Annotated in this window: 18 protein-coding genes and 1 tRNA gene; 10 read left to right on the top strand and 9 right to left on the bottom strand. The window is 34.6% G+C overall.

Going from position 1 to position 19,877, the window contains the following annotated elements:
* Positions 1–207: 207 nt before the first annotated feature.
* Positions 208–684 (bottom strand): regulatory protein RecX, encoded by a 477-nt coding sequence (locus GJV76_RS05440; protein WP_155091623.1) that lies wholly within the window; start codon positions 682–684, stop codon positions 208–210.
* A gap of 183 nt (positions 685–867) precedes the next feature.
* Here GJV76_RS05440 and GJV76_RS05435 point away from each other — a divergent pair, with 183 nt between their 5' ends.
* Positions 868–1,365, top strand: a complete 498-nt coding sequence (locus GJV76_RS05435; protein WP_155091622.1) for a DinB family protein — start codon at positions 868–870, stop codon at positions 1,363–1,365.
* 52 nt (positions 1,366–1,417) lie between these two features.
* Here GJV76_RS05435 and GJV76_RS05430 read toward each other — a convergent pair.
* Positions 1,418–1,497 (bottom strand) — tRNA-Leu (locus GJV76_RS05430).
* Positions 1,498–1,656: 159 nt separating this feature from the next.
* Between GJV76_RS05430 and GJV76_RS05425 the strand changes: the two genes are divergently transcribed.
* The 3 genes from GJV76_RS05425 to pth all read left to right on the top strand — a co-directional run bounded on the left by GJV76_RS05425 (position 1,657) and on the right by pth (position 3,941).
* On the top strand, positions 1,657–2,598 hold the full coding sequence (locus GJV76_RS05425) for a ribose-phosphate pyrophosphokinase (RefSeq protein WP_155091621.1): 942 nt from the start codon (positions 1,657–1,659) through the stop codon (positions 2,596–2,598).
* 33 nt (positions 2,599–2,631) lie between these two features.
* On the top strand, positions 2,632–3,237 hold the full coding sequence (locus GJV76_RS05420; protein WP_155091620.1) for a 50S ribosomal protein L25/general stress protein Ctc: 606 nt from the start codon (positions 2,632–2,634) through the stop codon (positions 3,235–3,237).
* A gap of 137 nt (positions 3,238–3,374) precedes the next feature.
* Entirely contained in the window at positions 3,375–3,941 is a 567-nt protein-coding gene (pth, locus tag GJV76_RS05415; RefSeq protein ID WP_155091619.1) for an aminoacyl-tRNA hydrolase, read from the top strand.
* Positions 3,942–3,996: 55 nt separating this feature from the next.
* Here pth and aspS read toward each other — a convergent pair whose 3' ends face one another.
* From aspS to GJV76_RS05400, 3 genes are all read right to left on the bottom strand, one after another.
* Complete coding sequence (gene aspS, locus GJV76_RS05410) at positions 3,997–5,754, bottom strand: aspartate--tRNA ligase (protein WP_155091618.1); 1,758 nt, start codon at positions 5,752–5,754, stop codon at positions 3,997–3,999.
* Between the two features lie 86 nt (positions 5,755–5,840).
* Positions 5,841–7,001, bottom strand: coding sequence for an MFS transporter (locus GJV76_RS05405; protein ID WP_155091617.1), 1,161 nt, complete (start codon positions 6,999–7,001; stop codon positions 5,841–5,843).
* Between the two features lie 33 nt (positions 7,002–7,034).
* Positions 7,035–8,105 (bottom strand): NADH:flavin oxidoreductase/NADH oxidase, encoded by a 1,071-nt coding sequence (locus GJV76_RS05400; protein WP_155091616.1) that lies wholly within the window; start codon positions 8,103–8,105, stop codon positions 7,035–7,037.
* A 161-nt stretch (positions 8,106–8,266) separates the two neighbouring features.
* Here GJV76_RS05400 and GJV76_RS05395 point away from each other — a divergent pair, with 161 nt between their 5' ends.
* The gene (locus GJV76_RS05395) at positions 8,267–9,202 is read left to right on the top strand and encodes a siderophore ABC transporter substrate-binding protein (protein ID WP_155091615.1); all 936 of its coding nucleotides are present in this window, start codon (positions 8,267–8,269) and stop codon (positions 9,200–9,202) included.
* A gap of 30 nt (positions 9,203–9,232) precedes the next feature.
* On the opposite strand, the gene GJV76_RS05390 is transcribed toward GJV76_RS05395, so the two are convergent.
* On the bottom strand, positions 9,233–9,889 hold the full coding sequence (locus GJV76_RS05390; RefSeq protein WP_155091614.1) for a metal-dependent transcriptional regulator: 657 nt from the start codon (positions 9,887–9,889) through the stop codon (positions 9,233–9,235).
* A gap of 105 nt (positions 9,890–9,994) precedes the next feature.
* Here GJV76_RS05390 and GJV76_RS05385 point away from each other — a divergent pair, with 105 nt between their 5' ends.
* Positions 9,995–12,247, top strand: coding sequence for a TonB-dependent receptor (locus GJV76_RS05385; RefSeq protein WP_155091613.1), 2,253 nt, complete (start codon positions 9,995–9,997; stop codon positions 12,245–12,247).
* Between the two features lie 37 nt (positions 12,248–12,284).
* The gene (locus GJV76_RS05380) at positions 12,285–12,713 is read left to right on the top strand and encodes a thioredoxin family protein (protein ID WP_230381498.1); all 429 of its coding nucleotides are present in this window, start codon (positions 12,285–12,287) and stop codon (positions 12,711–12,713) included.
* A gap of 122 nt (positions 12,714–12,835) precedes the next feature.
* Here the strand turns inward: GJV76_RS05380 and GJV76_RS05375 are convergent, their stop codons facing one another.
* Positions 12,836–13,783, bottom strand: coding sequence for an SIMPL domain-containing protein (locus tag GJV76_RS05375; RefSeq protein WP_155091611.1), 948 nt, complete (start codon positions 13,781–13,783; stop codon positions 12,836–12,838).
* An 817-nt stretch (positions 13,784–14,600) separates the two neighbouring features.
* Entirely contained in the window at positions 14,601–15,200 is a 600-nt protein-coding gene (locus tag GJV76_RS05370) for an ATP-binding cassette domain-containing protein (RefSeq protein WP_155091610.1), read from the bottom strand.
* 497 nt (positions 15,201–15,697) lie between these two features.
* Between GJV76_RS05370 and GJV76_RS05365 the strand changes: the two genes are divergently transcribed.
* Together GJV76_RS05365 and GJV76_RS05360 are read left to right on the top strand one after the other, a co-directional pair.
* A complete protein-coding gene (locus tag GJV76_RS05365; RefSeq protein ID WP_155091609.1) occupies positions 15,698–16,153 on the top strand; it encodes a hypothetical protein in 456 nt (151 codons plus the stop codon).
* A gap of 186 nt (positions 16,154–16,339) precedes the next feature.
* Positions 16,340–16,828 (top strand): septal ring lytic transglycosylase RlpA family protein, encoded by a 489-nt coding sequence (locus tag GJV76_RS05360; protein ID WP_155091608.1) that lies wholly within the window; start codon positions 16,340–16,342, stop codon positions 16,826–16,828.
* 349 nt (positions 16,829–17,177) lie between these two features.
* Here the strand turns inward: GJV76_RS05360 and GJV76_RS05355 are convergent, their stop codons facing one another.
* The gene (locus tag GJV76_RS05355; RefSeq protein ID WP_155091607.1) at positions 17,178–17,648 is read right to left on the bottom strand and encodes a CYTH domain-containing protein; all 471 of its coding nucleotides are present in this window, start codon (positions 17,646–17,648) and stop codon (positions 17,178–17,180) included.
* Between the two features lie 100 nt (positions 17,649–17,748).
* Here GJV76_RS05355 and GJV76_RS05350 point away from each other — a divergent pair, with 100 nt between their 5' ends.
* Complete coding sequence (locus GJV76_RS05350; RefSeq protein ID WP_155091627.1) at positions 17,749–19,836, top strand: recombinase; 2,088 nt, start codon at positions 17,749–17,751, stop codon at positions 19,834–19,836.
* The last annotated feature ends 41 nt before the right edge of the window (positions 19,837–19,877 follow it).

Raw genomic sequence — 19,877 nt, 5'->3', positions numbered from 1 at the left:
ATCTCATATGAGGTTGGGGATTTTTTTGTTTATATACTTTAGATGATTGTAAAGTATTATTACGAATTTTTTTTATTGGCTTTATGTAATAGTGAGTTATATTTTGAGTTTAGAAAGACAGAATAGATATCTATTATGATCCAATTTTACTTTCTTTGTGAATTTTTTTGATATCTCACAGGTAATGATCAAAGAAAAAGATATATTTTATTTAGATAGCTCCTTTATCTTATCGTAAATAATATCAGATTCGTATCCTTTACGATAGAGGTAAGCATGTAATTTGGCTTTTTTCTTTTCAATATCTGTATCTTTCAAGGACTCCCATTTTAGGTTGCTTATACGTTCGAAAGTCTCATAGTATAAATCATCAGTTATTTCTTTTAAAGCAAGCTTGATTAAAGTGGAGGATATTTTTCTGAGTTTAAGTTCCGAAATTATTCTATTTTTACCCCAAGCACTTATTCTGTGTTTTCCTCTTGCAAAATTTCTTGCGAAGCGTTCTTCATTTAGAAATTTGTTTTCAATTAGGTAGACAATAATCTCGTCATGTTCATTGCTGGGAATATTTAAGTTATATAGCTTCGTTATAACTTCATTGTGACAACGATCTTGATAGGCACAATAGTTTTCCAATTTTTTTATAGCTTCTTTTGTTGAAATGTATTTGTTTGGTTCTGTCATGGAATAATAGTTTATCGTTAAGGGATAAATAGTTTGTTGATAGATTAGATTATTTGTCCTAATTGTTGCTAAATTAAAGAAATTAGAAGGAAGGTGTTCTATTTAATTGAATCCTTACTTAGTATTAATTGTAGTTATGTCTTACGTTTTCTTTTTTATTACATTTAAGTAAAATTTTGAACAATGAGTATTAGTAAAAGTTTTCTATTAGAGTTGCAACATGAAGTTGCAAGTAGTAAAAAGATTATTAGTTGTGTGCCAACAGAGAAATGGGATTGGAAGCCTCATACTAAATCTATGTCTCTTGGAGAATTGTCGAAACACATAGTGGAGTTGACAATTTGGACAGAGTATGTACTACTGTTAGAATCATTAGATTTTCAAAGTAATTACGAGCCTTTTAAGGCAGCTTCTACAGATGAGTTAATATCTTACCTTGATAAGTATGAAAAAGCTGTTATATCTGCTATAAATATGTTTGATGAAGAAAAGTGGATGGATGAGTGGCAACTGAAATCAGGTGAGCATGTTATTGTAGCAATGCCTAAAGTTGCTGCTAATAGATTTATTGTAAACAACCACATTTATCATCATCGAGGGCAACTTTCTGTTTATTTAAGATTATTGGATATCGCTATACCTGGAATGTATGGTCCGTCTGCAGATGATATGAATAAGTAATGGCACATAATGAAAATAAGAAAGCCTAACTCATTGAGTTAGGCTTTTTTTGTGCCCGGAGTGGGAATCGAACCCACACTCCGAAGAACACGAGTTTGAGTCGTGCGCGTCTACCAATTCCGCCATCCGGGCTGATGACTTATTGTTTGTGAGTGCAAATGTAGATAAAAAAAATTAGTTACAAAGAAATTTTTTAAAAAAAATCGTGTAGTCAATATATATTTTATAAATTTGCAACGCCTAAAAAAACAACTTAGGCTCTAACTAGCAACATAACAACTAATTATACAAATGTCATATTTCGAACCAGAAGCAAAGATTTTCGCCTGTTCTCAAAGCGTTGAGCTTGCTGAGAAAATTGCGAAAGAGTATGGGTGTGAACTTGGAAAAGTTTCTTTATCACATTATAGTGATGGGGAGTTTCAACCATCTTTTGAAGAATCAATAAGAGGAAGAAGAGTTTTTCTAGTATGTTCTACTTTTCCTTCATCGGATAATCTGATGGAGTTGTTACTTATGTGTGATGCAGCAAAAAGAGCATCAGCAAGACATATAACTGCTGTTATACCTTATTTCGGTTGGGCAAGACAGGATAGAAAAGACAAACCAAGGGTTCCGATTGGCGCTAAATTAGTTGCGAAATTGCTTGAATCAGCTGGAGCAACGCGTATCATGACAATGGATTTGCATGCGGATCAAATCCAGGGATTCTTTGAGAAACCTGTAGATCATTTATATGCTTCTACAATCTTTTTACCCTATGTAAAAAGTTTAGGGTTAGAGAATCTTACTATTGCATCTCCTGATATGGGTGGTTCAAAAAGAGCATATGCTTACTCTAAGTTTTTATCATCAGATGTTGTTATCTGTTATAAACAGCGTAAACAAGCAAATGTCATTGATAAAATGGAGTTGATAGGTGATGTAACAGGGCGTAATGTTATTTTGGTTGACGACATGATTGATACAGGAGGAACATTAGCTAAGGCAGCAGATATGATGATGGAGAAAGGAGCTTTAAGTGTGCGTGCAATCTGTACACATGCAATTCTATCTGGAAGTGCATATGAAAAGATTGAGCAATCTGCAATTAAGGAACTAATTGTTACGGATTCAATCCCTTTGAAAAAGCCATGTGAGAAGATTAGAGTGCTTAGTTGTGCACCGTTATTTGCAGAAGTGATGCACAATGTTCACGCTAATGAGTCAATTAGCAAAACATTTGTAGTCTAAGAAATTTATTAATTTTTTAAATATATATTTTAAATGAAATCAATTACAATTAAAGGATCAGAAAGAGAAAGCGTAGGTAAAGTTTCTACTAAAACCTTACGTAATGCTGGAATGGTACCTTGCGTAGTATACGGAGGAACTGAACCAGCTGTGCATTTTGCAGCAGAAGAAAAAGCATTTAAAAACTTGGTTTATACTCCAAACGTACACACTGTTGTAATTGAGTTGGAAGGTAAAACAATCAATGCTATTTTACAAGATATCCAATTTCACCCAGTAACTGATGAAATCTTACACATCGATTTTTATAAATTACACGATGATAAAGAAATCACATTAGATGTTCCTGTGAAAATCACTGGAAAATCTAAAGGTGTTATGGCTGGAGGTGTTTTAAACTTAAACTTACGTAAGTTGAAAGTTAAAGCTTTACCTGCTAATTTACCTGACTTCGTAGAGGTTAATATCTCTAACTTAGACATGGGTAACAAATTATACGTTACTGATGTAGCTACTGAGAACTATAAATTATTACACGCTGATAACACTGTTATCTGTCAAGTAAGAATTTCTCGTGCAGCAATGAAAGCAGCTCAAGAAGCAGCAAAAGCAGCAAAAGCTACTCCAAAGAAAAAATAATTTCTTTCGAGAGAAACATATTGATAAGCGCTTGTATTTATACAAGCGCTTTTTTTGTGATTGTAATTTATGATTTGTGTGAAATAAGTGTTTGATGTATTTTTGTGACATTCTATTATTTAAGAAAGATTAATCAAATGAAAAAGTTTTTGATTGTTGGGTTAGGCAATATTGGTGTAGAGTATATACACACCAGACATAATATAGGGTTTAAAGTAGTTGATGAAATTGCTAATGAACTTGATGGAGAATGGAAAACCGTTAAACTTGGCAGCCTTGCAGAAGTCAAAATTAAGGGGAGAACCCTTTTGTTACTGAAACCGAATACTTATATGAATCTCAGTGGTAAAGCTGTTCAGTATTGGTTAGAGAAGGAAAAGATTCCAATCGAAAACTTAATGGTTGTAACAGATGACTTGAATTTGGCATTTGGAACTATTCGAATCAAACCTAAGGGATCTGATGGAGGCCACAATGGATTAAAGAGTATTCAAGGTATTTTAAACTCTGCTGCTTATCCTCGTTTTAGATTTGGAATAAGCGATGAATTTAAGAAGGGACAGCAAGTAGATTATGTTTTAGGTACTTGGAGTGATGAGGAGAAAGAACTTCTTCCAGAGAGGCTTAAAATGGCTTCTAAAGCGATACAAGAGTTTGCTTTAGGAGGATTAGGCAATGCTATGAATAATTACAATGGAAAATAGTTATTTTGATTATATAATAAAAGGGAGTTACTTTTTGAGTAATTCCCTTTTGTATTTATTCTTGTGGTTGTACCACAGTGATGTGTAATTCTTCTAATTGTTCTGGCGTAATCGTCGCTGGTGCGTCTATCATTACGTCCCTACCTGAATTATTTTTTGGGAAAGCGATAAAATCTCTAATCGTTTCTTGCCCTCCTAAGATAGCCACTAATCTATCTAAACCAAAAGCTAAACCTCCATGAGGTGGTGCTCCATATTGGAATGCATTCATTAAGAATCCGAATTGTTTTTCAGCTTCTTCTTTCGTGAATCCAAGGTGTTTAAACATTAATTCTTGAGTAGCTTTATCGTGGATACGAATAGAACCACCTCCAATTTCGTTACCGTTTAATACCATGTCATAAGCATTAGCACGTACTTTACCTGGGTCAGTATCTAATAATGGAATATCTTCTACTTTTGGTGAAGTAAATGGGTGGTGCATTGCAAAATAGCGACCAGCTTCTTCATCGTACTCAAATAATGGGAAGTCGATAACCCATAAAGGAGCAAACTCATCAGATTTTCTCAATCCCATGCGGTTTCCTAATTCCATGCGCAGAGCACTTAATTGAGCTCTTGTTTTGTTAGCAGGTCCAGAAAGCACTAAAATCAAATCACCAGCTTTAGCACCAGTAACTTCAGCCCAATTTTTCAGGTCTTCTTGATCGTAGAATTTATCTACTGAAGACTTAAATGAACCATCTGCTTCACATTTACAGTACACCATACCAGAAGCACCTACTTGTGGGCGTTTTACCCAATCAATAAGAGCATCTATTTCTTTACGAGTATACGAAGCTGCACCTGGTACAGCTATACCAACTACTAATTCAGCACTGTTAAATACTCCAAATTCTTTATGTTGAGCTACAGCATTTAACTCACCAAATTCCATCCCAAAACGGATATCTGGTTTGTCGTTACCATATTTTCGCATTGCTTCTTCAAAAGTCATACGAGGAAACTTATCCACTTCAATTCCGTGAATTGATTTCAACAAGTGTCTTGTCATGCCTTCAAATGTATCCATAACGTCTTCTTGGCTTACGAATGCCATCTCACAGTCAATTTGAGTAAACTCAGGTTGTCTATCAGCGCGTAAGTCCTCGTCGCGGAAACACTTCACAATTTGGAAGTATCTATCCATACCACCTACCATTAACAGCTGTTTAAAAGTCTGTGGAGATTGTGGAAGCGCGTAGAATTGCCCTGCGTTCATTCGAGATGGAACTACAAAGTCACGAGCTCCCTCTGGAGTAGAACTAATTAAATATGGAGTTTCTACCTCACAAAAATCTTGAGCAGAAAGATAATTTCTTACCTCTTGAGCAACCTTGTGTCTAAACAATAAATTGTTTTTAACTGGGTTTCTACGGATATCCAAGTAACGGTATTTCATGCGAATATCTTCCCCTCCATCAGTATCATCTTCAATTGTAAATGGTGGTACTGCTGATTCGTTTAATACAGTTAGTGTATTTACTAAAATTTCTATATCTCCAGTTGGAATATTAGGATTTTTAGAAGCACGTTCAATTACTTGTCCTTTAACTTGAATGACAAACTCTCTCCCAAGGTTTTTAGCTGCTTCAAATACTGCTTTATCAGTTCTCTCAGCATCAAAGATTAACTGTGTGATACCATAACGGTCACGTAAGTCAACCCAAATCATAAAACCTTTATCGCGATGCTTGCTTACCCATCCTGACAGGGTAACTTCTGTATTTATATCCGAAGCTCTTAAGGCTCCGCAATTATGCGTTCTGTACATTGCTAAAAATTATTTCTACAAATTTATAAACTTATTGTGAATGAGAGAATAAAAGCTAAGACATTATACATAGATTTTATTAATTTCTAAGATTTTGCTATTTGCTTGTTTTTCATTAGGATAAAGATATAGGCTAATATCGCTCCGCATAAAGCAAGTCCTGCTCCAACCCATTCTGGAGAATTGTATCCTAATCCCATTGTGATTGGTATTCCTCCTAAGGATGCTCCCAAAGCATTTCCTATATTGAAAGAAGCTTGTCCTGCTGAGGCAGCTAACATTTCAGATCCTTTGGCATTGTTTATTAATAGCATTTGCAAAGGAGATCCTATTGTGAAAGCAACTAATCCTGTTATTAATGACATAGCGTAAGCCATCCATTGAATGTGAACTGTGTAATATACGATAATCAAACAAATCGCCATTGCACAGAAGGAAAAGATTACTGCTTTTGCTGGAGGGAAAGTATCTGCTAATTTTCCTCCTACAAAGTTTCCTAAGAACATTCCTAATCCTACTAAAGTCATTACTATAGGTATTTTTGCTTCTGCAATCAGGGCAATGTTGGTCATCATCGGCGCGATATAGCTTATCCACGCGAATAAACCTCCAGTACCAATAGAGATTAAAGCAACTAATACCCACGCTATTGGAGTTTTAAAGAAAGCTGTTTGCTTTTTTAAGTTGGTCTCTTTATCTGCTTCTAATTTCGGAACCCAAGCAGCTATTGTCAACGCTGATATTATACCCAGAGAAGCAATTAACATATAAGCTGTACGCCAAGAGTACTCGTGTCCAATATACGTACTCAATGGTACACCAACTAAATTCGCTGTAGTTAATCCTGCAAACATGATTGCTACAGCTTGTGCTTCCTTCCCTTTCTTTGCCAAGCGCGTAGCCACAACTGATCCAACACCAAAGAATGCTCCATGAGGTAATCCTGACATAAATCTCGATATGATTAATGTTGTATAACTTGGAGAGATTACAAATAATAGGTGAAAAACTGAAAACATGACCATTAAAGACATTAATACTTTATGTGGTGCATACTTATTGGATGACATCACTAAGAGTGGAGCTCCTACCACCACACCTAAAGCGTATGTAGATATGAAGTTACCCGCTTTTGGGATGCTTATCTTTAAGTCATTAGCGATATCAGGTAATAAGCCCATCATTGAGAATTCGGTCATTCCGATGGCTAATCCACCTACTGCTAATGCTATTAAACTTTTGTTCATTTTCTTTTGTTGAGTTTTAATTTTGTATAAATATTATATTGTTTCTTTTCCTCTTTCATATTGGTTTGCCCATTGTAAATCGACACCTAATTCGAGAGCCGCTTTCATTACAAAATGGGGATCTCTTAAAAAGGGTCTTCCTAAGAGAATACAATCTGCTTGATTGTTTGCTAAAATCTCATCGGCTTGTTTACCTGTTTTTATTAGGCCAACAGCCCCAACAAGAATATTAGCTTGTTGTTTGATCGCCTGAGCAAATGGTATTTGGTAATTTGGTTTGATGTCAATGGATTGGTGTTTTACCAATCCTCCCGAACTAACATCAATAAGTTCTACTCCTAATTGAGATACTATTTCTGAAAGCTTAATACTCTCATCCAACGACCAGCCTCCTTCTGCCCAATCTGTAGCTGATATTCTCAACCACAAGCTTTCGGTTGTCAATACTGACTTTACTTCCTTTATAATTTCGACTACTAATCGCGTTCTGTTTTCGAAGCTTCCTCCATATTGATCTGTTCGGTGATTGGTGAGAGGAGATAGAAACTGATGTATTAAATATCCGTGAGCTCCGTGTAATTCAATTATTTTGTAACCTGCTGCTACTGCTCTTATAGCACTTGCTTTAAAATCTGTTACAACTTTCTTTATCTCACTTAAAGACAGGGCTAATGGCGGATTTTCATCTACGTTAAATGGAATTGTTGACGGAGCTACCGTTTGCCAGCCATTTTCTTCATTTGCGCTGATTTGTGCTCTACTTATCCACGGTTTTTCACAGCTTGCCTTTCTTCCTGCATGGGCAAGTTGTATGCCTGGAACTGTTCCTTGTGACTTGATGAAAGTTGTTATTTGTTTGAGTTTATCAATTTGGTGATCTGACCATAAGCCTAAATCTCCATAGGTAATTCTTCCTTCTGGGCAGATAGCTGTTGCTTCTTGGATAATAGCGCCTACTTGCCCTATCGCAAACTGTCCATAGTGTACTAAGTGCCAATCTGTCGCAAAACCATCTATTGCTGAATATTGACACATTGGGGAAACAATTATTTTATTGCGTAAAGTATTGTCCCTTAGTTTTAAAGGAGTAAATAAAGTTTTCATAAGTTGTGTGTTGTTTGGTGGTGCAAAATTATTAATTCATTCTTGGAATAGAAGGTCTTTTGTCCTAAAAAGTGATTTTATTTTACAAAAATCTGTTTTATGTGATTCGTTGTGAAAAAGGTGCCTTATATTTGTTATTTATAATTAATTTAAATTAAAGTATGAGAAATTGTGTTAGGCTACTTGGAAGTGTAGCTTTGATGGCTATTGTTTTGACTAGTTGTAAGCAGACGAATAAGGAATCTCAATCTACAGAGACGTTAACGGTTGAGAATATGGGTAGATCTATTTCATTTGACAAGAAATTGGACAATGTTGTAGTATTTGACGTTGGTGCAATGGAGAATATGGTTGAACTTGGTCTTCCGTTCAAGGGTATGGCTAAAGTTTACAGTCCTAACTACCTTTCTAAGTACGCAGAAGATGACAATATTGTCAATGTAGGCTCTTTTATGCAACCTAATTTTGAAAAAATCAGTTCAGTTGATCCTGATTTAATCATCATGAGTAACTGGTTTGACAAGGATTACAGTGAGTACGCTAAGATCGCTCCTACGATTTCTTTAGGGATTTCTGGAAGTAATTATTTAGCAAGTACAAAAGAGAATATTGCTACGATAGGTCAAGTTTTCCAAGTTGAAGAGAAAGCTGAGCTTTTGATTAAGAATATTGACGACAAAGTTGCGCGTATTCACAACGCTATCAAAGACCGCAGTGAAAAGGCGATGTTGATTTTATACAACAATAAGAATTACAGTGTTTTTGATCCTGAGTCTCGTTACGGTTATATTTTTAAGCACCTTGGTGTAAAGCCTTCAGCAGAAGGAATTGAAGGAGGTAGTGACCACGGTAATGTAGTTTCAAGTGAGTTTATTTTGGAACAAAACCCTGATATCATCTTTATTATCGATCGCGGTGCTGTTATGGATAATCAAATTGCTGAGAAGAAAGAGGTTGAAAACGTTCTTATTCAAAAGACAAATGCATACAAAAATGGCAAGATCGTATACTTAGATCCAAACGCTTGGTATTTAGCAGGAGGGGGTTATATCTCATTGAACATTATGTTAGACGAGATTGAAAATGCCTACAAATAATAAAGAAAAGCCTCTATTTAGAGGCTTTTTTTATTGTTCTTTTACAAATAGATTACTTGCTATTTTCTTTGTTATAGTAATATTGTGATTATCTATTTTGACCGTGTAGGATTGGTCAAATGGTTCGATGTCTGTTATTTCTATTTTTGAACCTAAGGATATTTTTTGTTTATCCAAATATTGCAAAAACTCTGAAGATGAATCTTTTACTCCTACGCAGATAACTATTTTATTCGTTTCTACTTCTGATAATAACTTTTTATCAACTTGTTTTATTTCTCCTTTAGCGTTTGGAATTGGATCTCCATGTGGATCTTGTGTTGGATATTCTAAAAATGCATCGAGTTTATTAATCAGCTTTTCGGACTTTATATGTTCTAACTCCTCAGCGACATCGTGGACTTCATCCCAACTGAAACCAAGTTTATCGACTAAGAAAACCTCCCATAGTCGGTGTTTGCGAACAATCATCTTTGCAGCTAATAATCCTTCTGCAGTGAGTGTTACCCCTTGGTATTTTTGATACTTAATTAACTTTTTTTCATTAAGTTTTTTGATCATATCTGTTACAGAGGACGCTTTAGTTTCGATTTTAGCAGCTATTGCATTAGTTGAAATACCTTGTTGCTGTCCCAAAGACAGGTGGAATATGGTTTTCAAATAATTTTCCTCAGAATATGTAAGCATAATCGCGTGTTTTATTTTAAAAAAACAAAGTTACATTTTTTTTATTTATAAATATATTTTTAGCTTTGCCTAAATTTTAATTAATATAAGTAAAAATATATTTTTATGCGTGTAGCAATATGTTTTTTGTCAACCCTGTTTTTTGTTGGTTCCTCAATAGCACAAAACATTAAAGGAAGAGTAGCTTCTGGGGGGGCGAGTTTGCCTTATGCCACTGTAGCCATTGATGGCACAGCAAGTGGTGTGACAGCAGATGAGAATGGGAACTTTGTTTTGAGTCATCTCAAAGATGGAGCCTATCAAGTTAGTGCTGAATTTGTTGGTTATCAGAAACAGTACAAGCGCGTCAACATTAAGAACGGACAAGATGTAACTGTCAATTTTGAATTGAAAGAAGATTCTAATTTAGATGAGATTGTTATTTCGGGAACTTTAAAGCCTGTTTTAAAATCGGATGCCGTAGTACCAGTAGAGATTTACAATCCCGCTTTTTTTGCTAAGAACCCAACAGCAAGTTTATTTGACGCTGTTCAGATGATTAATGGTGTACAGCCTCAGTTAAACTGTAATGTATGTAATACGGGTGATATCCACATTAACGGGATGGAAGGTCCATATACAATGATTTTGATAGATGGGATGCCGATTGTTTCTTCTTTGTCAACAGTATATGGTTTATTCGGTATTCCGACGAGTTTGATTGAGCGAGTAGAGGTTGTTAAAGGACCTGCTTCTTCGCTTTATGGAACAGAAGCTATGGGTGGTATTATCAATGTAATTACCAAAGATCCTGAGCACGCTGCTAAATTAAGCGTAGATGCCTTTAGTACTACTTGGTTAGAGAACAATGTAGATTTAGGAGCAAGCTATAAGTTAGGAAAGAAAGTAAATGGTTTGTTTGGAGGTAACTACTTTAAGTTCGGAGAGCGAAAAGATAAGAACAACGATGGTTTTACTGATGTTACTCAACAAGAAAGAGTATCTGTATTTAATAAGTTTACGCTTAAGCGTCCAGAGAATAAAGTGGCAAGTTTAGCTTTGCGTTACGTATATGAAGATAGATGGGGAGGAGAGACAAACTGGGATCGCAAGAAACACAGAGGAGGTGAAGAAGTGTATGCTGAAAGCATCTTTACGAACCGATTTGAAGCAATTGGTATGTATCAATTGCCGACAACTGAAAAGATCTATACACAGTTCTCTTATATCTATCACGGACAAAATTCGATGTATGGTCCTGAATCATACGATGCAAAACAACAAGTGGCTTTTGCTCAAGCTTATTGGGATAAAGAGATTGGAAATCACAGTCTATTAGTAGGAGGATCATTTAAGTACACTTATTATGATGACAATACTCGAGCAACTGGAATTTATGATGAAAATGGTTTGGTAAAGAATCAGCCACAAGAGACACCGATACCTGGTATTTTTATTCAGGATGAATGGACTTTAAACAAAAAGAACAAGGTTTTGTTAGGTTATCGTTTTGACTATGATAAAACGCATTATGGCATTCACTCACCAAGGGTTGGATATAAGTATACGCCACATCCACATCATACATTAAGAGGTAGTTTTGGTACAGGTTTTCGCGTTGTAAATGTATTTACTGAAGATCACAGAGCCTTAACAGGGGCAAGAGAAGTTGTCTTTGCTGAAAAGTTAGACCCTGAAAAATCGTATAATGCCAATTTGAACTATACATTCAAGTTGCCTACTAATTTTGGAGTATTCAATTTTGATGTGAATGGTTTCTATACCTATTTTACGAATAAAATTGATGCAGATACTGATACAGATCAAACTAAAATTATATATGCGAATCTCGATGGACATGCAATTTCACAAGGAGTATCTCTAAACGTAGACATGACTTTTGATATACCATTGAAATTAATGGCAGGGGTAACTTATATGGATGTTTACCGCAAGGAAGACGGAGAACGCGAACAAATCTATCACGCGCCAAAATGGTCAGGTAATTTTATAGCAAGCTACAATTTTGGAAATGGATTTAGTGCTGATTTAACTGGGGACTGGAAAGGGCCAATGAGATTGCCAAGAGTTGAAGATGACTATAGACCTGAGTATTCACCTTGGACTGTCTTGACTAATGTTCAGGTAAGTAAGAAGTTTAACAATGGTTTGGAAGTTTATGGAGGTGTAAAGAACTTATTTAACGTATTGCCAAAAGAAGATCCTATTGCAAGATGGTGGGATCCATTTGGAGAGCCTGGTAATGGCGTGACACCGCCAAATGGGCGCAATGATGTCATTTTTGAACCTAATGATTACAGTTATACTCCACTACAGGGAATCAGAGGTTTCTTAGGAGTTCGATATAATATATTTTAGTTAGTTGTAATTTACGATGAGATGTATTCTTTTTTTTATGTTTAGTTATTTCTTTGGGTTAGCAGCTTTTGCTCAACCCAAAGAGATACTAATTTCTCAAGTGGAGGAGGTTCTGAAGAATGATCCAAAGCCTGTGGTCATTTTTTTACACACCAAGTGGTGTAGTTATTGTACTTTGATGGAGAGGAAAACATTTAAGAATGAAGAAGTAGTTAGTAAATTGAATAGCGATTTCTATTTTATTTCATTTGATGCAGAACAGGAAGAGGATATCGTTTTTCACAATCAAACGTATTCGTTTAGAAAGAAAGGTATAAATGGGGGAGTTCACGATTTAGCAAATTTACTAAGTGGAAAAGAGGCTTATCCCGCCCTCATCTTTTTGAATGAAAAACTCGAAAAAGTATATGAGCACAATGCTTATATTCGTCCAGATGATCTGTCTAAGTTACTTGAATTATTATAAATAGCTTTATCGTTATCACAATATGAAATAGCTCAATCTGCTTATTGACAGATTGAGCTATTTCTATTATAGAGGTAAATCTATTACTCCTTACATTAAACCATTTTATTATTTGCCTTTAGCTACAATTGTATGGTTTTTAGATCTCCATTGGGAGTTAAAACTTTTATTTCTTGGGGGTCAAGCTTATTCTTTTTTAGTTCCAAGTCTATGGCCATTGTGATTTCGTAAATTATCTGAATACTTGGTTCTGATAGAGCTTGTCCGATCACAAAGTCAAAGTTAGCATCGCTAAATGAATTATAATATCTCGTGATACTCTTTGTTTGTTGATTCACATTGTTGTTGCTACTCTGTTTAGTTGTTAGACTTGGGCTACTAAAGGCAGAATAAGCATGATAACTATTGCTTGGATAGGTATCTATATAATTACTTTTAATAAATTTTTGTTGGTTATTAAACGTGGTGTTTAATACCGTTTCGTGATGTTTTATTTTATCTAAAAGTACTTGTTCTGCTTTTGATTGAAGTTCTCTCTTTATACTATCTATTTTGCTCGAAAAGTAATTGACTTTTACTAAATCATAGATGTCTTCTTCAGCCAGTTTTCGAACGATATGATCAATGTCGTTTGCATTGCAATATTTAATATGAATGTTCTTGCAAAGTTCAAAACCAATAGGTACTTCGTTATAATCATTTTTCTTAAAGACCTTTTTCTCTATTTCGTATTCGTATAGGGGTACCAAGGAGATCATGTCGATTTGCGTTTCAACTTTTGGTATTTGTGAGAGATTTTGCGTGATAGATTTTAGTTTATTATCCATTAAGGTAACAGTTTCTTCAATGTTTTTACCTGTTTGCTTTAGAGCAAAAATGGCAATAAAGGCATCTGCTTTTACATTTGCTTTTCCACTAACTGTTAGGTTTAGAATCTTGTCGATTTTGGATATTGAAGAGTAATTCGTGTAAGTGTAGTTTGAACTTCCATTCGAGTAAAGTGCGTTTCCTGCTACTTGAGCTTGCACAAATGTTGAACTAAGTAGTAGTAATAAGTAAATTTTCTTCATGTTATTTTATTTGTTAATATGATATTTTTTTGTTGTCTATATCTGTTAGTAATGGTTTGTTTTTAAATTTTTAATAATAATTTATTTATTTCTGTTTTATTTTAAAAATCGAATGGGATTGGTCATTAAATGAGTTTGTGCTAATCAAGGAAGAATTTAACGTATTGAGGTAACACCATTAGGTTTAGCAGTTTGTTCTATTGAATTTAGTTTTACGGCAACTAAGAGAACTTGATACAACTATGGATGATCTGAATAGGTTTGTTTGTGATTAGAATCACAAGTGTCAATAGCAGCTATTGGAGTTGTATATTCGACTGGGGAGTTAGGGTTGTACGAGCGATTTACTGCAGGCAGGTCTACAGCGTGTCATTTTCGTTATGAGAAGGAAGACCTACTATACGAAAAAAACGTACGACAAGAATTTGTATAGTTATAATAGGATTAGNGAAAAAAACGTACGACAAGAATTTGTATAGTTATAATAGGATTAGAAAACCAAATGTACAGTTAAAAGCAGGATTATAAACAATAACTGTACAGCTATATTAGGACGAGACATAGAACGAGACATTGATTTTAGGGGGTGGTCGGCTTGTGGTCGCATAGTGATCGCATAGTGGTCGCATTATTTATAGCCAAAAACATGCGACCACTATGCGAACTTTATGGTATCACTTAGGGATTATGTCATAGAAGGATCCTATCAAGGCTTCTTCTGTAAGTTTGAAGTGTTTATCTTATTGTAAATTTTTTCGCAACATAATATTGCTTATCCTTAGGGGATATTAGGAGTGATTTTATGGGATTGTTGTGTTTACAACTCTTTTAGGATACCATTTTCAAGAATTAAATTTTTCGTCAATATTTCGCTTACTAATTCTGTGTTATGGTCCGTGACGATGATAATCTTATCTCTTGCTTTTTCTTTTATGCGATGAGCTATAAATTCTTGTAGAATAGGTGATAACCCAGCAAAAGGCTCATCTAATAAACAGATCGGCTGGGGTAGATTTAGAATGTAAAGTGTTTGTATTAATTGTTGCTCACCTTTGGATAAGTCTTTTATTTTTGAGTTTATAAAAGGTTGTATGGGAGTTAGATCAGTATCGTTTGATTTTAGAACTTCTTTTACTCTTAAGTGTTTTGGAAAGATATTGAATTGCGGTTTATAACTGAAGTATTGATTGAGATTATATCTATTAGTTATGACTGTATGATCCACTCGGATGTATGAATGATCTGCTTTGAGTATTCCAAACATAATTTTCATCAGCGTGCTTTTGCCAGTTCCATTTCGTCCACTAATACTGACTACATCACCTGTTACAGCAGTGAAGTATATGCCATTTAATATAGTTTTATTGTCAATGGTGTACTGGAGGCTATCAACGTGTAGAGTATGGTTATATGACATTGAACAAGTATTGAATAAAGTAGGTGAAGACTGCACAGCCTAACGTTAGCAGTATTAGACTTTTTAGAATGGGCATTTTATTATTTCGATGGTAGATCAGTTCATTTTTTCTGAATGCTATGAAATATAAACTGTATAGACCTATTGTGATGATAGGAATAAAGAAAAATAAGACATTTCGCATCGCTATACTCAGGGCAATGTTTAAGATTAATATAGAAAACACATCTCTCCATGGAACTGTGATTCTGCTTTTCATAAGTATGTAATTGTTTGGTTTGTAAATAGTAAGTTAACCTTTTTTATCACACCAAGTACAAATTAAGAAAATTTTAGTCAATCTAAAGTCTGATTTAGTAGATTAGAGGTTTGAGTACTTTATGTTTAGCAATAAAGGTTATGTTTTAGTTAGTGGGTAAATTAATAGTAAAACTTCATTGTGTCCGTTGGTATTTGATAGTTTTAAGTATATTTGCCTCTAAACTAATAACATCAATATGGAATTCAGTACAATTATTAAACAGGCACACTCTGGAGTAGCATATTTGGCTATTATATTTTTAGCTATTGCTATTATTAATGCTTTCGCTGGCGCATCAGCTAAAAGACAGTTTACAGATAAGGATAAGAAGTTTGGATTATTTGCTTTAATCTTTACTCATATTCAATTATTGTTAGGATTAATCTTATACTTTGTATCTCCAATGGTTCACACATTGAATGGCAGTATGGGAGAAGTAATGAAGAACTCAGCATTGAGACTTTATGGAATTGAGCACCCAATGATTAATATCTTAGCAATCGTTTTGATTACTATTGGATGGTCTAAACACAAAAAAGCGACTGACGACAACAGTAAGTTTAAGAAATTTACAATTTTCTATACAATCGGATTGATCTTAATTTTATCGAGAATCCCTTGGTCAAATTGGTTGCCAAGTATCTTTGGATAATTAGAAATACAATATATAAAGGAATCTATTTTTAGATTCCTTTTTTTGTTTTTGACCATTCCAAAAATAGTGGAGTACTCGTTTGGGGAGAGATATTTGTACGAGTGAATAAACAAGAGCTTTTTAAACTTTTTTAGTTTTGGTATATAAGTTGCCTATATATCGAAGTTAGAAACTTTACAAACGATGAAAAAGAGTGTTTATTTATTAGTACTTTTTACTTTTATTTTATTCAGCTTTACAAGTGGAGATTATATTTTCAAACCACATACAACAAGAGTAATTTCAGCTTATCCTGTGAGTGACACACTTGCTGTTGATGATGATTCTATAGTTGTAGCTATTGAAGATGAAGATGATTATGAACTAATCAACGAAGAAACAAAAGCATCTTATTATCACGATAAATTTACTGGTAGAAAAACGGCAAGTGGTGCAGTTTTTAATAATCAAGAGTATACAGCTGCTCATAAAACATTGCCTTTTGGTACAAAAGTAAAGGTTACAAATATCAACAATCAGCGCTCTGTTATATTGACTATTACTGATCGAGGTCCTTTTGTTAAGGGGAGGAGTATTGACTTGTCTAAAAAGGCTTTCTTAGATTTAGCTGACAATTTGAATAGTGGTGTTCTCGATGTGAAGATAGAGCGACTTATCGAAGCAGAGGACTAATCACCTGTTCAACTATAAAGAACTTTACAAGAGTAAATTTTCAATTATACATATTGAAGTATCCGTAAAAAAGACAATACTATATCTTGAATATGGAATTGTTTTTATAGGGTAATCGAGGGGGTTTTTGTGTGGAAAAAATCCACAATTTGAGTATATCTACCGCGTATTGGGACTCTTGTTCAGATGCACTCTCTGACAATTCCTATCGATCATTATATGCTGTAATACAAGTTTGACGTGCTACGTCATTTACTCTTTTTTAGGGAAGAATGATTCAGTTAGTTACAGTAGGTTTTATAACACTGTACTTTGAATATTTCTTCTGGTTGTCCTTTTCTTTTCGATTTTATTTCCACTGTTTAAAAGGAGTATTCGAGATATACGAATTGTAGTAACGGATATCACCAGTAACTTCTACACCTAACCAATCTGGTTTTTCAAACTTTTCATTTTCTGTAGTTAATTCTATTTCAGCTATAATGAGTCCTTCATTATTTCCGTGAAAGATATCAACTTCAAATAGATGACCTTCATACTCTACCAAGTATCTCGTTTTGTCAATGATGTAATCCTCACAAAGTTTGAGTAACTGAACTGCTTCTTCATAATTGATTTCTTTTTCCCATTCAAATCTTTTTGTACCAGCTTCATTTGACTTGCCTTTTACAGTTATATAAGCTTGATGATCTTTTAAACGTACCCTAACTGTTCTATTTGAATCTGAATTCAAATATCCTTGAGTTATTTGTGTTTTTTTAAAACTTTTTGAGATAAACTTCTCAGATTTCACTAAAAATTTTCTTTCTATTTCAATCATGATTATTCAGAATAAAATGTAATTTTATGCCAAATTACAATGATTAAATTTAAAAGCTGTTTTAAAACGAAGAAAATTTATTCGAATGAAGTTAAGACACATGTTACAATCTCCTCATGGAGTTGAAGAATTGTTTAATAAATATGTGATAGACGGGAAGGTATACGCTACTGACGACTTACTTTTTATCGTTGATTTAGTTCATATTTTTAGACCTAAAAATGTAAAGAAAATAAAACGTGTATCCATTGATGCATTAGTTTCATATTTAAAAACACACGATACCGAACGTGCTGCTATTTCTGTTTATCTTAAAGAGTTATTGTCTAATCGCTATTTCAGCCGAATGGTTTCGGATGCAGGGATTCTACAAGATTCTGAATTTTTTAGTGAGGTAAAAAAGCGTTTGTGGGCAAAAGTACTTCCATATCAGCCTGAGAAAGGAACTTACGAATATGTGTTGAATCAAGTTTTCTATAAGCATACCGATGCAGAATGGGTAGATATGATTCCCGTAGAACAGTTGTTGGAATTGTTCGGATTACTTGAGTTCAACGATTTATTTGTCAGTAATAAAGAGGGAACAGTCTTAAACGAGTTGCTAAATTCTATTGATATTATTACTCAAAGGATGAGTGGACGTGCTATGGAGAGCTATATAATCAATATGGTGCCGGAGTACTCCCATTTAGAAAGTCCTTTTAGGGCTTTGGAAATCGAGTTTAGCAGTGTATTAGAGGCTTTCCTAAACGACGAGATTAAGGTTCTGCATGAGAGTGACATGAGCTATAAGCAGATTCTGATTTTACATAAACAGTGTCAGGAATTTGTCAATCAGGCATTCAAGAATAGCTCTAAGTACGGTATCTCAATTAAAGTAAATCAAAGCTTGTTGCGTCTTCGTCAGCAATTGCAACGTGTGTATGTATTGATTTCTCTGTTAGTAGTGAAGGAAGATGTTGTGGTAGAAAGACAAACCAATACTATCGAGTTGGCAAGGAGGTTGGTGAAGTATAACTGTTATAAGTACAATGTAACAGGGCTGATAAAAGAGAGTACCCAATTGATTTCTTATGAAATAACGCAGCATACAGCTAAGACAGGAGAGCACTATATTACTAATTCTCCGAGGGAGTATTGGCACATGTTTAGAGGGTCAATGGGAGCCGGAATTGTCGTAGGATTCTTGTGTATTTTCAAAGTATTTGCTCACCATGCAGATGTTAGTAATTTCGGTGAAGCGATGCTATATAGTTTGAATTATGCATTTGGTTTCTGTCTTATTTATTTACTCGGTTTTACTTTAGCTACAAAGCAGCCAGCAATGACTGCCGCAACGATTATTAAGGCTATTGAAGATGGTAGAAAACAACATATCGATAGCGATGACAAACACCTTGGTTTTGCTAAATTATTTGCGCGTTTGTTTCGCTCTCAGTTTATCGCTTTTGTAGGAAACGTAATTTTGGCTTTTCCAGTTGCATTGTTTTTAATATGGGGGATAGACCAATTGTTTGGAGTGAATATTGTGGGTACTCAAGAGGAGTGGACTAAGATGCTTGTCGATACAGATCCGTTTGCTTCGAGAGCCTTATTTCACGCTGGTATTGCTGGTATCTTCTTATTTTTATCGGGTATTATTTCTGGAAATGTTTCCAATAGAAACAAACACAATAAAGTACTTTACCGCATTCAAGAACACCCTTGGTTGAAGAGAAATCTTGGACCAAAACGTACTGCTAAGTTGGCAAACTGGGTAGATACTAAGTGGCCTGGTATGGTATCTAACGTTTGGTTTGGAGTCTTTATGGGTACTTGTGGTACTATTGGTGCTTTTTTAGGACTGGGAATTGACATTCGCCACATTACCTTTGTGAGTGGTAATATTGCTTTAGGTCTTTATGGATCTGGTTTTGCTGCGCCAGTTGAAATGCTTGTATGGGCTTTTATAGGAATGTGGATGATTGGTTTTATGAACTTTATGGTAAGTTTTAGTTTGTCTTTGCTATTGGCCTTCCGTTCGCGTAATATACCCTTTAAGGAGACAAAAGACCTTGCTCGTGTAACCTGGAGACACTTTAAGAGTTTTCCAATGGAGTTTTTCTTGCCGACTTCTTCTGGTGTTGTTGAGAATCCGAACAATTTAACAGGGAAAAGTGATACAGACATACAGAAAGACAAGAAATAGGATATAATTAATATCTATTCGCATATAAAGAAAAAGCAGTG

It is taken from the genome of Myroides albus (assembly GCF_009711045.1).
Classification (GTDB): Bacteria; Bacteroidota; Bacteroidia; order Flavobacteriales; family Flavobacteriaceae; genus Flavobacterium; species Flavobacterium album_A.
The sequence above is the reverse complement of the archived record's forward strand: the minus strand, read 5'-3'. Positions and strand labels throughout refer to the sequence as shown.

Bases quoted from the DNA above. Each gene is read 5' to 3' on its own strand.
- GJV76_RS05440 (WP_155091623.1), bottom strand. From the start codon at position 684: ATGACAGAACCAAACAAATACATTTCAACAAAAGAAGCTATAAAAAAA.
- GJV76_RS05435 (WP_155091622.1), top strand. From the start codon at position 868: ATGAGTATTAGTAAAAGTTTTCTATTAGAGTTGCAACATGAAGTTGCA.
- GJV76_RS05425 (WP_155091621.1), top strand. From the start codon at position 1,657: ATGTCATATTTCGAACCAGAAGCAAAGATTTTCGCCTGTTCTCAAAGC.
- GJV76_RS05420 (WP_155091620.1), top strand. From the start codon at position 2,632: ATGAAATCAATTACAATTAAAGGATCAGAAAGAGAAAGCGTAGGTAAA.
- pth (WP_155091619.1), top strand. From the start codon at position 3,375: ATGAAAAAGTTTTTGATTGTTGGGTTAGGCAATATTGGTGTAGAGTAT.
- aspS (WP_155091618.1), bottom strand. From the start codon at position 5,754: ATGTACAGAACGCATAATTGCGGAGCCTTAAGAGCTTCGGATATAAAT.
- GJV76_RS05405 (WP_155091617.1), bottom strand. From the start codon at position 7,001: ATGAACAAAAGTTTAATAGCATTAGCAGTAGGTGGATTAGCCATCGGA.
- GJV76_RS05400 (WP_155091616.1), bottom strand. From the start codon at position 8,105: ATGAAAACTTTATTTACTCCTTTAAAACTAAGGGACAATACTTTACGC.
- GJV76_RS05395 (WP_155091615.1), top strand. From the start codon at position 8,267: ATGAGAAATTGTGTTAGGCTACTTGGAAGTGTAGCTTTGATGGCTATT.
- GJV76_RS05390 (WP_155091614.1), bottom strand. From the start codon at position 9,889: ATGCTTACATATTCTGAGGAAAATTATTTGAAAACCATATTCCACCTG.
- GJV76_RS05385 (WP_155091613.1), top strand. From the start codon at position 9,995: ATGCGTGTAGCAATATGTTTTTTGTCAACCCTGTTTTTTGTTGGTTCC.
- GJV76_RS05380 (WP_230381498.1), top strand. From the start codon at position 12,285: ATGTTTAGTTATTTCTTTGGGTTAGCAGCTTTTGCTCAACCCAAAGAG.
- GJV76_RS05375 (WP_155091611.1), bottom strand. From the start codon at position 13,783: ATGAAGAAAATTTACTTATTACTACTACTTAGTTCAACATTTGTGCAA.
- GJV76_RS05370 (WP_155091610.1), bottom strand. From the start codon at position 15,200: ATGTCATATAACCATACTCTACACGTTGATAGCCTCCAGTACACCATT.
- GJV76_RS05365 (WP_155091609.1), top strand. From the start codon at position 15,698: ATGGAATTCAGTACAATTATTAAACAGGCACACTCTGGAGTAGCATAT.
- GJV76_RS05360 (WP_155091608.1), top strand. From the start codon at position 16,340: ATGAAAAAGAGTGTTTATTTATTAGTACTTTTTACTTTTATTTTATTC.
- GJV76_RS05355 (WP_155091607.1), bottom strand. From the start codon at position 17,648: ATGATTGAAATAGAAAGAAAATTTTTAGTGAAATCTGAGAAGTTTATC.
- GJV76_RS05350 (WP_155091627.1), top strand. From the start codon at position 17,749: ATGTTACAATCTCCTCATGGAGTTGAAGAATTGTTTAATAAATATGTG.